The 15,044-nt window shown below is 38.7% G+C and carries 9 protein-coding genes; 3 read left to right on the top strand and 6 right to left on the bottom strand.

Annotation, left to right across the window (positions count from 1 at the left end; translation table 11 throughout):
• Nucleotides 1-12 precede the first annotated feature (12 nt).
• The 6 genes from R2S08_RS22435 to R2S08_RS22410 form a co-directional block, all read right to left on the bottom strand.
• Nucleotides 13-1,569, bottom strand: a complete 1,557-nt coding sequence (locus tag R2S08_RS22435; protein WP_316837239.1) for a glycoside hydrolase family 28 protein — start codon at nt 1,567-1,569, stop codon at nt 13-15.
• Nucleotides 1,570-1,609: 40 nt separating this feature from the next.
• Nucleotides 1,610-4,813 (bottom strand): glycosyl hydrolase, encoded by a 3,204-nt coding sequence (locus R2S08_RS22430; protein WP_316837238.1) that lies wholly within the window; start codon nt 4,811-4,813, stop codon nt 1,610-1,612.
• Nucleotides 4,814-6,514 (bottom strand): RagB/SusD family nutrient uptake outer membrane protein, encoded by a 1,701-nt coding sequence (locus tag R2S08_RS22425; protein ID WP_316837237.1) that lies wholly within the window; start codon nt 6,512-6,514, stop codon nt 4,814-4,816.
• A 13-nt stretch (nt 6,515-6,527) separates the two neighbouring features.
• Complete coding sequence (locus R2S08_RS22420; RefSeq protein WP_316837236.1) at nt 6,528-9,833, bottom strand: TonB-dependent receptor; 3,306 nt, start codon at nt 9,831-9,833, stop codon at nt 6,528-6,530.
• Nucleotides 9,834-10,045: 212 nt separating this feature from the next.
• Nucleotides 10,046-11,185 carry a FecR family protein gene (locus R2S08_RS22415; RefSeq protein WP_316837235.1) on the bottom strand — a complete coding sequence of 380 codons (1,140 nt, stop codon included), beginning with the start codon at nt 11,183-11,185 and terminating at the stop codon, nt 10,046-10,048.
• Nucleotides 11,186-11,443: 258 nt separating this feature from the next.
• Nucleotides 11,444-12,697 (bottom strand): aminotransferase class V-fold PLP-dependent enzyme, encoded by a 1,254-nt coding sequence (locus R2S08_RS22410; protein ID WP_316837234.1) that lies wholly within the window; start codon nt 12,695-12,697, stop codon nt 11,444-11,446.
• A gap of 126 nt (nt 12,698-12,823) precedes the next feature.
• Here R2S08_RS22410 and R2S08_RS22405 point away from each other — a divergent pair, with 126 nt between their 5' ends.
• The 3 genes from R2S08_RS22405 (at nt 12,824) to R2S08_RS22395 (ending at nt 15,017) form a co-directional block, all read left to right on the top strand.
• Complete coding sequence (locus R2S08_RS22405; protein WP_316837233.1) at nt 12,824-13,279, top strand: Lrp/AsnC family transcriptional regulator; 456 nt, start codon at nt 12,824-12,826, stop codon at nt 13,277-13,279.
• Nucleotides 13,280-13,480: 201 nt separating this feature from the next.
• Nucleotides 13,481-14,194 (top strand): RNA polymerase sigma-70 factor, encoded by a 714-nt coding sequence (locus R2S08_RS22400; protein ID WP_316837232.1) that lies wholly within the window; start codon nt 13,481-13,483, stop codon nt 14,192-14,194.
• A 64-nt stretch (nt 14,195-14,258) separates the two neighbouring features.
• Entirely contained in the window at nt 14,259-15,017 is a 759-nt protein-coding gene (locus R2S08_RS22395) for an AraC family transcriptional regulator (protein ID WP_316837231.1), read from the top strand.
• Nucleotides 15,018-15,044: the final 27 nt, after the last annotated feature.

Below are 15,044 nucleotides of genomic sequence, written 5' to 3'. Positions count from 1 at the left end.
CTATGCTTAATGTTATTTTTTACTATTTAAGGCATTATCGATTTTTACATTTTGGACATCCTTTAAAAAAATCTCTTTTTTATTAAGATTAGGCAATTTTATTTCATTAAGACTAACTCCATCTACATCATCAAATACTAAAGCTGGCCTAAAATCATCATTTTTTAATTTCAGAGTAACATTACGCATAGTAATACCTTGCGCGTGACGTACATAAAGTGCCCAGGCGGGAAGTTCTCCAAACATGGAAAATTCAGGATAATTCTGAATCTTTTCGGAAATTTTACCAATTCTGCTTAATGCAAAATAGGCTTGTCCTTTTGTTGCTCTGCCAGGATAGGTTATCCTGATATTTTCGAGAACCACATTTTGAACTTTATAACCTGGAATACCTGTTATGGACGAAGGAAAAGGATTATGATAACCAGGTTCATCTGCCCTTATATCATATTTAATATCGGCACGTTGAAAAGGTATCTCAACTCTGATATCACCCATGTATATGTTTTTGACAACTCCGGGGGTAACTCCATCACGGTGCCCGAGGCGTATGAATATAGCATTACCTGTATTTTTTGCTCTAATATGATTAACCTTAATATTTTCTATGATCCCGCCGTCAACAGATTCAATTGCAATGGCAGAACGAAATGTATCAAAAATTTTGATATTTTCGATCGAAACATTTTTAAATCCGCCATATGATGCTGTCCCAAATTTCACCGCACTGGCCCCTGAAATCACGGTACATTTTGAGACATAAATAGAATCGTTAAAATGACCAGGATAATATGATTTTAAACAAATCCCATCATCGGCGGCATTGATATAACAATTGGTGATTTTTACATTTTTACAATCAGTAATGTCCATGCCGTCGTTATTCCAATACGCACGGTTTGTTAACTTAATTCCGTCTAATATCATATCGGCACATAGCTCAAATGTCAAACCCCAGCAGCTTGAGTTCTTAAAACTTACCCCGGTTAATTTAACTTTCTTACAGTCAGCAAAACCGATCAATTTAGGCCTCATTTTTTCGTTAGGCCTGTTTGCTCCAACAGAGTAATGAGGATCGACAACAATACCATTCTGATGGAGGCTATCAACGTTCAATGCAAGATCCCTTCCTTGTCCATTTATCAGTCCTTTACCTGAAATAGATATATTTGTTGCATTGTAAGCAACCAGTAATGCCATTTGCGGGTGATCATCTGTTTTGGGGCTTTTCGGAAGCCCGGGCATAGGGATCTTTTTGTAATCAAAAGGATTTGTACTTCCCAGCAATACTGCCTTTTTTTCTAAGTATAATTCGACATTACTTTTTAACTGAAGTGTACCAGATAAAAATCGACCATCGGGTATAATTACCCTACCTCCCCCCTTTTCATTTGCCATATCAATAACTTTTTGGATAACTTCGGTATTAAGCTTTTTTCCATCTCCGATTGCACCATATTGAGCGATATTAAATTGGCTGATTTTCTGTGCAAAAGCGTTATTGCAAATGGTTAAAATTATTATACCTATGATAAAATATGAACTGAATTGTCTTTTTTTGAAAATCATTTCTTTTCTATTAGTTGATTTGATTATAATGGATATAAGGTTATTTATCAGTAGTCAGAACCTGTGGTAAAAAAATTAATTTTACAGGGCCAAGTAAGCCTGATTCGCGAAGGAAGGTTTCCGCATTTGGGTTGTCAAATTTCACAATGTTGGTTTTAGTTAGGCGCTTTTCGCTTGCTAATTTACCATCGCCGATCAAGCGATTTGGCCAAAGGTTTGTCACCTCTACTTCCAGTTCGTTAATACCAGCTTTTACATGTTGGCTGATGTCAAATTGAAAGGGTGCAACCCACCCTAATTTCAAGACTTGGCCATTTATCTTTACAACTGCCATATCTAGTACATTCCCCAGATCAAGGATGACCTTTGTTTGCTTTAAGTGACCTGCATTTATAGTGATTTTTTTTGTGTACACTGCGCTGCCTGAATAATACTTAATCCCTTCATCTTTAAATGAGGTCCAGGATTTTAAGGTATCTGTGTATATTTGATCGGGGCCGCCCCATTTGGTATCAAAATGAATGTTCCATCCATTGGAAATCAAAGTTGTTTTAAGTTTGCGTTTAGCATCAATTGTGCTGATATGACTATCGCTCCAAACCATTTTGTATTGACCTGGTTTAAAAATAGTAGCTAAAATACTGCGATCCTTCTTTTCTAAATCTATGTATTCCCCCCTGTCATCTTTAAACTCGTTTCCTGGGAAAAGCGATTTCCCATCTTTTTCAATACTGACAATATGAGGTGTTCCCTTGGCTTTTCTGAAAATTACAAACCGTGAACCATCGGGTTCCAGGTGCAAGGGTAGAATGGTATAGCCATCTTCTTCCTTATAGGTTAACACCTCTTCAGTTCTACCTGTCATCGGGTCCCAAATTTCAGGAACCATGCCGGTGACACGAAATCTACATTCTGTCTGTTCATATCGATCGGGCAAAGTGGTGAGGTATCGGTATTTAAAATCATTTGTCCCGATCCTTCCGAAACGGTTTGCTACAAAATAGATATCAGCCTGGTCTCCGGTGCGGTGGATGTAATCTAGGGCTGTATTTGAGTTAGTACTTGAAAATGAAAAATCTGGACCTACCTTTAACTCTTCCAATACAGTATTAATATCTTTTCCAAAAATCACTTTCCCTTTGCCGTAATTATTTTCAGTTTTAGTTACACCATCGATTGACCCCCACATCGCTGAAGCGATGGACTCAATTTCCTTATCACTTTGCGGATATTGTGTTAAACCTGTAGCGCTTAATGGCTTTGGGCCAACTACCACTAAACCCTGTTTCACTAATGATTCTATCTTGTGCAGCACCTGAAGATCGATAGCGGTTTCCTGTGGTAATACTAAAACTTTATAGCTCATTCCATCAGGAAAAACGATTTGATGATCTTTCACTGACATCCGGTTGATGATGGCGTCTTTTGAGCATTTATCCCAATCGTGCCCAAAGCCAAGATCTTTCACATCTTCTTTAAGAAATACAAAATTTGGAACGTCGTTACCGTAATAATAAAGTACGTCGGCAGTAAACAATCCTTGTGCTAACATGTAGCTGCAACGATTAAGATACGAGATAAAATCTCCAGCATGTTTCCACCAGGTTACATTGGGATTAAGATGCGTACCTGCAAAGTATTCATTGCCTGGAAGGCCAAATTCCTTTGGTGAATTTGTAAAAGTATGCCAAACAATCCTATTTACCCCTGAACAGAAAACCCGGTCGATGTTACTTTTCAAATCTTTGGGAGCCTCTTCCCATTGCGGACCAATAGATGTCGGTCCCTCTGCAGCTACAAACCGTTTGCCATTGGTATGTGCAACACAGGCGCTTTGCTTAACGGCTAATCTTTCTGCATCACTAACTCTATGGGTATTTGCCATGGCCCAAAATTCGCCTTGTGGAAAATCGCTAATGGCCATTACCTTTAAAGCGTCTACCGGTGCCGAATGAGGGCCTCCTGACTCTGGATGAAACCCCATGCCGTTTGCGTGAGCCAGGTCAGTAAAAAGCTGATAATGATAAGTGAGGATACAATCGCCAATTGTTTGGCGGTAATCATGCAGGAACCGATCTGATTCCTCCACACTGCCAACCATATGCCCTGCCAATACCGGAAGGTATGGATAAATATCATACCCTCGGAATTTTTTAAATTCAGCAGCAAAATTGTTAGTCCAGCCCACATTACCCATTTCCCAGCTATCTGTTTGAAGAAAATGAACGCTGTTACCCACAGCCTGAGCTGTATTAATCAATGGCAAAATTACGTCTCCACTAAACTTTTTAAAAGCATCAGGGTTAAGGTGATCTAAAGAAAGTCCTTCCCATCCGTCACTGTTGGTAGATGTTCTCGCTCCGGTACAAGTCCAGCCATAGCGGACAATTACCCAATTTCCTGGAGGGGCATTCCATTTTAAAATCCCGTTTTCATAATGATTGCTGAGATCAATGATTTCATTTTTTTGGATCCCATTTAAAACCTGTTTACCCACATACTCATCACGTAATTTATTAAGGGGGTAAACTCCCATCATGCCAAAACTGCTGTTAAAGGTTTTTATCCGCCAATTTTGAATTAGTTTACTTATCTCCAAACTGTCACTTTCCGGTCTTTTAAATGCCTGTACTGTTACGTCTCTGTACATTAACAGGGAATCAGGCTGTGGTAGTTTCATCACTATGCTCTTTCCTCCTGTAACTTTCACTTCAGCAGACACCAGCTTTTTCAAAGCTAATTCTGGTGTTATGGTTGGACCTCCGGGATTCCATCCGCTTTGTGCATTTACACTAAGTTCTAATCCTAAACGCTGAGCTTCTTTAACGGCATGCTTGTAAAGCTCCATCCAAGCCGGACTCATAAAAATGGGTCCGGCTTGTGTTTTATGCGCAACCAAATAGTTGGAACTACCTGCATCTACTAGCGAAGCACCGCCATAACCCTTCGCTTTCATTTGTTCCAGGTCTCTTGTAATGGATTCTTTAGTAGCCATACTGTTCAGCCACCACCAGTAGCATCTCAATTTGGATTCCGACGGTGGATTTTTAAAATCCAAGGCTAATTGAGTATAGTTAATTACAGGTGATGAAGCTAATGAGTAATCTATATTTTGCGCTACACTTGCAAAACTACAGGCCAGCAACACAGCGATGAAGTTTAATTTCAACATTTCGAATCTTGAAGTAAAATTAATGATGGTTTCTTTTTTAATAATTTGGGTTTCTATAGGGGAACTTTTCAATTACCACCCGGGGTTTTGTGCCAGTTTAACATCTTTATTTGCATCAATTACCAATTGCGGGATGGGCCATAGGTTATAGCTAAAGGTTAATGTTGACTGTGCTTCGGGCCAATAGGCGTACTTACGAATCCTGTCAACGGCTATGGTTCCTCCCATCCGAAGCAACGTATTCCAACGGCATTCTTCATAAACCAATTCACGCGCCCTTTCATCAAGTATGGTGTTGAAGTTGTCATCCATATCTCCTGCGGCTACGAGATAACTACAGTTTGCCCGGCTGCGTAGCAAATTAACATCAGCTGCTGCACCTGCTTTATCACCGCTACGTTGTTTAGCTTCTGCCCTTAGCAAAATCGTTTCTGAGAGCCGGATAAAATAATCATCACGGAATAGGTTACTACGGTTCTCTCCATCGGCAAGACCTGTATATTTGTCCGTTGCGATTTTACAGGATACTGGGTAATTAAGGCTTTGATCATCCTTATTATCATAAAGTACGCTATAAGGTACTGGGATACCATAATAAGGAGAAGTTGGAACATTGCCTATAAATGTTCTTTTGAAGACGATCTCGGTATTTCTCATGTCGTTTGCGTAAGCTCCCTGATAAATATTGTCTCTGGTATACATAGTGGGCATCACCTGCGAAATCCCACGTCCACCGACGTCTTCTAAAGCCCCTCCCAGATTGGCGGGTGAGCCGTTTCGAAAAACGGGACCGTATATCCTTGAATAAGGCAGTTTTGATCGTCCATCTTCCGCTTTATAAGCAGCATAGTCGATTTGCAGTGCCCAGATACATTCTGTATTCCCATCTTGATAGTTTACATTGTTTTCCTGGAATAAATCCCAGTACACATTGCCCTGCGTTTCTGTTTTACGGGCACCAAAACGGTTTTTCATTAGCGTATAAGTACCTCCGTTAATAACTTTATTTCCGTAAGCAATCGAATTCGCAAACGCGAGGGTTGCCCCTGATGAATTACCATCAGCTGCCATCTGCGTGCCCATAGCCAGGTAAAGTTCGCAAAGATTATGTTGAACCACCCCTTTCACGATGCGGCCACCTGAAGAGGTGAGTTCAGGGACATCCTTTTCTATAGAGAGTAACTCATCAATTGCAAACTGATAGGTCTGTACACGGGTGGTTCTCGTATAATCAAACCTGGCGGCTTTAGCAACATCTGTCACAATAGGTACACCTCCAAAAAGTTCAGCTAAATTACGGTATGCAAACGCCCTGAAAAATTTTGCCTGTGCAAGGGTACTGGCTTTTGCGGTTGGGCTTGCGAAATTTATATTAGGTTGATCAGCGCTATAAATTGCTAAATTAGCTTTAGCGATAATCTGATACCATGCTGTGTAATTCTGATAAAAAATGGTGCTATTGGCATTAATAGTGCCATAATTATTAAAACTGCTTGATCTGCGTATGCTGGGAATATCGTACATATCGGTTCCGTTACCCCTAAATACAAATGTCCAGCTGTTTTCATCTGGATTAGCCCACATATCCCTCAGTTGGGAATATATTGACACTATTGCCTGATCTATCTGGGCTGATGAGGAAAAGACATTATCTGTAGTATAAAATGTCTGGGGAGCTGTTTCCAAAAACTTATCGTCTATTTTTTTACAACCAAGTGTATGTAAGAGTAATACTATAAGGCTAGCTCTGATTATAAGATTATATTTTTTCATTTCAATTTTTATATTAAAAACTAACATTAATACCTAAAGAATAACTACTCGCAACGGGGAATGTGTTGGATTGGACTGTGGTACCGGTCTCGGGATCGCCGCCAATCCATTTGGTAAAAGTTCCAAGATTTCTGGCTGCGAGGAACAACCGTGCATTACTGATATTGGCCCTTGTTAACAGTGGAGTTTTGATGTTATAAGACAAGGTAACATCCTGAATCCGGACAAATGCCTGCGACATAAGGCCAAGGAAACGTCCGTCTCCTGCAAAGTATGCGGAGGGATAGGTATCACTCGGGTTAGAAGCTGTCCAATATGGTTTGGCTATGGTATTGTCATTGAACCTACCTGTGCCAGATGTCATAAAAGCTGAGGTATTACTCTTCAAATAATAACCATTCCCTCCAAAAATTCCAGACACCATCACATACAGTTCTAAATTTTTATAACGAACTGTATTAGAAAGGCTTAACCTGAAATTTTCTTTTGAATATCCTAGAATAGTTCTATCGTTAGCGTCAATTTTCCCATCAGCATTTATGTCCATGTACTTTGGGGCGCCTGGTGCCGCACCAGTAGATTTAATATAATCTGCGTCAGCAGTCTGGACTATTCCTATCTGTTTATAGCCGTAAATAGCACCCAGTGATTTACCGATAAAAAAACTGTTTGCTATATCATCATCCTCTTTCCCATCTCCATTTTTATCTTCGCCATAGAGATGCTTCAATACGTTGCTGTTTTTCCAGAAAGTAAATGAAGATGACCAATTGAAGTCTGGCCTTTTTATATTTTCGGTACGAATGTTAACTTCTATCCCCTTATTATCAACCTCACCCAAAGATGCAAGCTGAGTAGCAAAGCCAGTCATTACAGGAATGGTGCGCACAAATATCTGATCAGTAGTTTTTGACGAATAGTAATCTACGTCAACAAAAAGGCGGTTATTAAGCCATGCTGACTCAAAACCTATATTGATTGCGCTTGTTTTTTCCCATCCCAAATTCGGATTACCAAGTGTCGTTTGTACCAGTCCATAAGTTATTTTTCCCTGTGCATCAGAAAACTCATACCTTGCATTGCCGGCAGCGCCGTTTTGGACCTGCGATAAGGTAGCATACGGACTTAAACCCTGATTACCATTTTGTCCCCAGGAAAATTTAAGTTTGAGCGAATTAAGTGGCTTAAAGTTTTTCAGGAAAGATTCACTGGAAATTAACCATGCCGCCCCAACTGCTGCGAAATTAGCATATCTTTTTTCAGCTCCAAAAACAGAGGCACCGTCTCTCCTGAATGATGAGGTAAAATAATACTTATTATCATAAGAATAATTAAGGCGTGCCAAGTAACCCACATTTGCCCGCTCACTGTTATTAAGGTTAACCTTCTGAACCGTAGCTTTTGACAAACCATAAATACCAAGTGCTGTATTGCCATTTGCAGAAAAATCGCTTCCCGTTGCGTTAATGTCTTCAACAAACAAGTGGTCCCTCGTGGCTACTGCTGTTGCATTGATCTGATGCTTGCCAAAACTATGATCGTAGGTGAGTATATTATCTAAGATATAGCTGTTGGTACTTGTATTGTCAAGGTTGCCATTGGCATTTGACAGTAAACTTTGAACGCTAACCGGGTCATATCGCCCGGAAATTCCGGCGCCTTCTTTAATGTAATAATTCTCAAAGAAAAAATTCCCGCTTTCATGTCTTTCATAGTTGGCTGAAAAGTTTGCACGATAGCTTAACCCCGGAATCCATGGGGCTTTTACAACTGCAAAAGAATTTAGGCGGAAGGAATTATAAATATCCATATTTTTAATTGTTCCATCATTAACTCCCCATAATGGATTTTGCAGGGATTGGGTGAAAGGAAACTTTTCTAAATTCCCTGCATCATCTCTGTAGACAACACCATAAGGCGACATGATCTCAGCACTGCCAACATTAGCTGCATTACCAGAGTAGTCTCTTCTGGAATAAGCCCCATCCAAGCCTAACTGTAACCATGAAGTGATTTTTGTATCAATTTTGCCAAGCAAATTCAGGTGATTATACATATCGCCGACTACAATTCCTTTATTGTCGTCATAAGATGAAGACATATAATAGTTTACATTTGGCGAAGCTCCTGATACAGAAACCTGATTGTTGTGGGTTATACCCGTTTGTGTCACTTTATCCAACCATAGGGTTTCATTGCCGGCTTTATAATTGGCCAACTCACCAGCCTGCATCCAGTTTGTGCTGCCTGCCGCATATTTGTTTCTGTCATTTACAACATTTATCCAATCGGCTCCTGTGAGTAATACAGGCCTGTTTTGCCATTTTTGAATCCCGGTTTCTGAGCGCAGACTTATGATTGGCTTTCCGGTTTTTCCCTTTTTTGTTGTGATAGCTATAATTCCGTTTGCAGATCTTGAACCGTAGGCAGCTGCAGATACAGCATCCTTTAATATATCATAACTAGCAATGTCGCCGGGATTGATATCACTTATTGAACCAAGAAAGATAACCCCATCTACCAGGATCAAAGGGTCATTTGTTCCACTAATAGAACGTTGTCCTCTGATTTGAATAGACGGCTGCCCACCTGCCGAACTAACTGCTCCAACATTTAATCCCGCGACATTTCCTTTAAGTGCCTCAAGCGCATTCATATTGGGCTGAAGGGCAATAGGAGAGTTTTCCATTTTTATGGACGAAACAGCTCCCGTAAAATCCTTCCTTTTTACAGTACCATAGCCAATTACCACTACATCATTTAACGTTTTCTGGTCTTCCGCAAGACTGATATCAATCTTTGTCTGCTCACCGACCCTGATCTCTTTGGTGGTATATCCGATTGCAGTAAAGACCAGGATCGCATTACCACTGGTAGCTTTAATATGATATATACCTTCAATATCAGTTGCAGTGGCTATTGTTGTTCCTTTTATTTTTACGCTCACACCATGAATAGGCACGCCTTTCGCATCAGTAACTCTTCCTACAATTTGAATATCTTTAATTAAAGGAACGATATTATTTACTTTTTCCTTGATAATCACATTGTCATCTATAATATCATAGGTAAATGGCTGGCCGGCCACACAATCATCCATTACTTTTTTAACTGATGCATCTTTAACATCAATGGTAACAGGTTTTGCCTTTTTTAACATTTCGGAATTATATAGTACATTATAATTGCTCTGCTGCTTGATTGCACTAAATATGTCCTGTAATGATGCCATATTTTTTTTTAGCGTTATTGTTTGTGCAAAGGTGCTGGCACTCAATTGTAACAGACCGGTAAACATCAAAATAAAAGTTAGTTTCATCGTTAACAGGAATTTAGATGTGACGCCTCTTTGAGGCGTGCATAGATATGCGATATAAATTTTATACATTTGGTTGTTAGGTTAATTAATTATTGGTTGTTTAGGAAACACTATGTTTTTGATTACCTGACATAGCTCAGCTATTAACCAGGGGCGCAGCGAACGCTCCTGGATTATTTTATGTCACCAAGAAAAACAGAAAAATAGTAAAACTAATTCATAACTATTATCCTCCTTTCATCAATTTTGAAGTGAATAGTTCCTGTTGTCTGCAGTACCTTCAACAAATCTGACACATTTTTATATCTGGATACCGATCCGCCGAAGGAGGTTTTTTTCAGGTTGGGTTCATATATAATTTCAACATCGTACCATCTTGCTACTTTACGCATTATGGTTTGGATATCTTCATCCTGAAAAGTAAAGTAGCCATTTTTCCAAGCCATTGTTTGCTCTAGATTGGCGTTTTGTACAGTAATATTGTTCGAAAGCCCAGTTAACACTGCCTGTTGGCCCGGTTTTAAAATCACTTCAGAATTAGCCTTCTTAAATTTAACAGCTCCCTCTAATAAAGTAGTTTTAATAGATGGTTCATCATCATATGCCATAATATTAAAATGTGTTCCCAATACCTGGGTTTCTGTACCATTAGCGATTACCACAAATGGCATTTTAGGGTTTTTCGAAACTTCAAAATATGCTTCGCCTGTAATTTTTACCTTCCGTTGATTGCCACTGAACCTAGTGGGATAAGTAATTGAGGATGCGGCATTCAGAAATACCTTGGTGCCGTCAGACAATATCAGGTCGTATCTGCCACCGCGAGGTGTGCTCATCGTATTATTAGTAATTGTTAAGTTATCGCTATTTGATGAACGGTAAGCAAGTTCGCCATTTGCCAGTTTAACAACTTTTGTATTACCTTGGGTAACAATAAGGCCATTTTTAGCACTATCTAAAATGATTTTTTGACCGGTAGCTAGTGTTAATACAGCTTTTGTCCCACCTGGTTCAATGTCACCCTTAATGCCTTGATGTTTGACGATTGAATACTGGGATTTTTTATCCCCTTGATCTAAATTGTAAAATAACAGGGCTCCGACAGTCAATAAAATTATTGCAGCGGCGGCTGTTAACCATGTTTGTAAATTCCTGTTTTTTACCTTATTTATGGAATAATTAATCTGGTTAGTAATACGGGCTTCAACTTCATTTTCATTCCCCATATCCCCCACCCATGGGTCGTCTATCAAAAAGTCTTTGCTATATTTATCAAGCAATATTTCCTCTTCAGAAGTACACTTGCCTGTACAGAATTTCTCATATAGCACGATATACTCTTGTTTAGTCATGTTTTGCTTTATTTAAGGCTTTCTATTCCAATGGGTTTACAATTGTATAGGGCTTTTTTTGTTACTTCACACACACTGCATTTAAAAGTATTTTTATCGACATAACACAAGATACTGATTATCAACGGCATATTTTCACACTTGGCTCTTCTAAAAAACGAAATTGATGGATGAAGACCTATGGGGTACTGCCTTTCTCCATTAAAACGGAATTGGAAAAGGTCGTACATTACGACCTTTTCTCATCATCTAAGTCTGTTATTTCGCTTTTATAATTTCTTTCAAGGATGCTATAAAATATTCGATCTCGTCTAAGGTATTGTAATAGTGCGGTGATGCCCGCACTACCCACTTCACGCCCTTTTCGTCAAAATCAATTAGGCCGTATGCCCTGTAGCTAGCAGACACATTTATCTTGCGTTTAGCTAATTCACTTACAATATGATTTGGGTCTGAATCTGAAATATTGAAAGTTACTAATCCGCCTTGCATCGGTCCACGATCAAAAACCTTCACATTATCTATTCCGGCTAGTTCTTTCCTTAGCAAACCAGAGAGCAATTTTACCTGTTGCCATATTTTGTCCTCCCCAATATTGCGACAATACTTTATGGCCTCCATTGTACCGATAACTGTTGAATAGGCAAACTCCCAATCTTCAAATCGTTTGGCATCCGGCTGTTGTTTGTACGAGTCTAGGCCCGTCCATTCGGCTCCACGCATATCAATAAACATCGGTTCCAAGCCTGCTTTAAGCGCGTCATTTGATATATACAAAACGCCTGTACCACGCGGGCCACGTAGGAACTTCCGTCCAGTAAAACTCAAAAAGTCGCAGCCTAGTTCTTGAACGTCTAATTTCATCTGCCCTACCACCTGGCAGGCATCCAGAATATACCAGGTCTTATCGCCGGTATTCTGCGAATAGTCGCTGTATATCTTTGCGATATCGTCAACCGGTTGCATTAATCCCGAATTAGTCGGCATATAGGTAATCGCCAGTAACTTGGGTCGATGAAGTTTCAGTTTTTCCTGCAGATCGTTCAGATCGACTCCCCCCTCTTCAGCATTGTTAATATGAATGATCTTAATGCCCAGTCTTTTTTGCAATGACAAGAACTGTATCTGGTTAGAAACATAGTCATCGTTGTCTGTCAATATTATGTCGCCAGCCTTAAATAAAATAGAAGATAGTGCTCTGCTGTACGAATCGGTAGCACTAGAAGTAAAGGCAATATTCGATGGAGTACAATTAAGCAAGAGCGCAGCCTGCTCGTAAAAATTCCTTATAGCATCGACTTTCAATACTGCTGCCTCATAACCTCCTTTTACTGCTTCAAGCATAATATGATCTACTTGCGCCTTTATGACAACATCAGACATCAGGGCTGCCCCGGCATTATTCAAATGGACCACACTGCGGCAGCCTGGCGTTTCATTTCTAAAGGTTTCTATTTCTGCGTGGGTAAATATGCTATTCTTTGGTAAAGTAAATTGTTTTGGTAAATCCATCGCTTATATTCGTTTAAAGAGTTTACCTAAAAATAGCATTACCGCATCGATTAATTTTTGCGTATTTCTATACTTTAGGAATTTTTCACCTTATTTTTGTCAATAAACGGGTAAATAATGCATATCATGGATGAATACGATTTGAAGCTCTTACGTTTGCTTCAAAAAAACAACAGGCTAACAACGGAAGAACTCAGTGTCGAAGTAAACCTGAGCCAGAGTGCGGTACAAAGGCGTATCACCAAACTAAGGAATGAAAGGATCATTGAAGCCGATGTTTCGATAATTTCGCAAAAAGCACTAGGCCTGAATTTCACCTGTGTGATTGATGTTATACTTTATGAAGGAAACTCAAAAGCTATCGATTCATTTAAGGCCGAAATGATGAAATGTTCAGAAGTTTCATTGTGCTATTACGTAACAGGTTCCTATGATTTTGTTTTGATCGTGAACACAAAAGACATGGATCACTTTGAAGAGTTTCAAAAAAATAAGCTGATGGAAAATCCCTACCTAAAGCATTTCTATACCCACGTTGTGATGGATAAGGTAAAGACAAATTATGGTCCATCGGTTTTATGAAAAATTGACTTAATCTTTAATGATCTGGCTTTCCGTTTAAAATCCTCTATTACAACAGCATAAATATTTCCCAATTCACACATACTACTTTTAGATTTTTTTACAGAACTCAAGATAAATTCTTTTTTTTCAGAAAGATATTTTTTTTGTTTAATTTCCTTTGTTTCTTATCAAAACGCATAACTTTATTTAACCAAATATATGTTAACCAAAAATTCGAGTGATGAAGACTTATGGGTTGCTATCGTGAATAACGATAGTGATGCTTTTGGCATTCTTTTAAATCGGTATTGGAAAAAGTTGTTTATTACCGCTCACTCTTATTTAAAGGATAATGAAGCATGTGAATCTATTGTTCAAGATATATTTATTTATCTTTGGGAGAATAGAAAAAGATTAAAAATAGACTCGTTTGAGAAGTATATGAATGCTTCGGCGCGGTATAGCGTATATAAACGGCTAAAGTCATTGAAGTTATCAAAAATAAGTTATCTGGACCCTTCCGAGCTGAAGGAAAGTGGATATACCCATAATGCAGGTGAAGAAAAGCTATCGGCATTTGAACTGTTAGAAAACGTAAATACCTGTCTTGATCTTCTTCCCAACCGGTGCAAGGAAATATTTGTCTTAAGCAGATTCAACCAGCTGTCAAATAACGAAATTGCTGAGAAACTACAGATTTCCAAACGCACAGTTGAAAATCAAATTACCCATGCTCTGAAACATTTAAGAGCGAGCTTTAAATACCCTGGTATTATGTTATTAGCGCTAACTCTTGGTTCTGGTGATTTTATGGCGATTTTAAATGCGCAATCTAAAATACATGGCAGTGACGAATCTAAAGTTAACAATACAAGTTATACAGTAACTATAAGCAAACCCTCATCCAAAACATTTGGTAAAACGATTTTTTAGGATAAGGAGTAGGGTTAATTTGATCAAATTTTCTAACCCTATAAAGCAATGAAATTCCATAAAGATGATTAATTACGATATCCAATATGGCAAAATACTTCCTGACAAATCAATTGTAGATTTTGTAGAGTGTTTTTGGATGGTTGAAAACTCAACTGGAATTGAAAAAGAGGTCGTTGTAATGCCCGATGCAAATTTCGACTTAGTTATTGCAAAAGATAAGGACAAACCTTTTCAAATTTACCTTTTAGGTCTTGGTACTCTGTACGACAAAAGGAAAATTGAAGCCAACACCAAGATGTTTTTTATTAGTTTCAGGCTTTTGGCAGCGGAATATTTATTTCATAGACCTATTGCAAGTCTTCTAAACGAATATCAACAACTGTCAACCAACTTTTGGGGCTTTAAAGAGGAAGATATAAATGATTTTGAAGCTTATTGTGTCAAAGCTACTGAGGAAATTAAAAAATTGATACCTCAAAACATCGACCTGCGGAAAAAAAAACTTTTCGAGTTAATTTACACATCAAATGGAGAATTAACCATCGCAGCATTTTCCAAACAGTCTTGTTGGAGTAGCCGGCAAATCAATCGCTATTTTACCCAATATTTTGGAATATCTCTAAAAGCTTATTGTAATATTCTTCGTTTTAAGGCGTCTTTTGAGCAAATCAAAAAAGGGGAACTGTTCCCTGAATTAAATTTTTCCGACCAGGCACATTTTAGCAGGGAGGTAAAAAAACTATCAGGTGTAAATCCAAGAGAATTACACAGAAATGAAAATGACCGATTTATTCAAGTTTCTGCTATAAGCAAAAAGTAATTTTACACCGTAAATTTAAATACGGTA

Source organism: Pedobacter nutrimenti (genome assembly GCF_032678445.1).
In the GTDB taxonomy this organism is placed as follows: Bacteria; Bacteroidota; Bacteroidia; order Sphingobacteriales; family Sphingobacteriaceae; genus Pedobacter; species Pedobacter nutrimenti_A.
The sequence above is the reverse complement of the archived record's forward strand: the minus strand, read 5'-3'. Positions and strand labels throughout refer to the sequence as shown.

Excerpts from the sequence above, each read along its gene's own strand:
- R2S08_RS22435 (WP_316837239.1), bottom strand. The coding sequence starts at position 1,569 with ATGATTTTCAAAAAAAGACAATTCAGTTCATATTTTATCATAGGTATA.
- R2S08_RS22425 (WP_316837237.1), bottom strand. The coding sequence starts at position 6,514 with ATGAAAAAATATAATCTTATAATCAGAGCTAGCCTTATAGTATTACTC.
- R2S08_RS22420 (WP_316837236.1), bottom strand. The coding sequence starts at position 9,833 with ATGAAACTAACTTTTATTTTGATGTTTACCGGTCTGTTACAATTGAGT.
- R2S08_RS22415 (WP_316837235.1), bottom strand. The coding sequence starts at position 11,185 with ATGACTAAACAAGAGTATATCGTGCTATATGAGAAATTCTGTACAGGC.
- R2S08_RS22410 (WP_316837234.1), bottom strand. The coding sequence starts at position 12,697 with ATGGATTTACCAAAACAATTTACTTTACCAAAGAATAGCATATTTACC.
- R2S08_RS22405 (WP_316837233.1), top strand. The coding sequence starts at position 12,824 with ATGGATGAATACGATTTGAAGCTCTTACGTTTGCTTCAAAAAAACAAC.
- R2S08_RS22400 (WP_316837232.1), top strand. The coding sequence starts at position 13,481 with ATGTTAACCAAAAATTCGAGTGATGAAGACTTATGGGTTGCTATCGTG.
- R2S08_RS22395 (WP_316837231.1), top strand. The coding sequence starts at position 14,259 with ATGATTAATTACGATATCCAATATGGCAAAATACTTCCTGACAAATCA.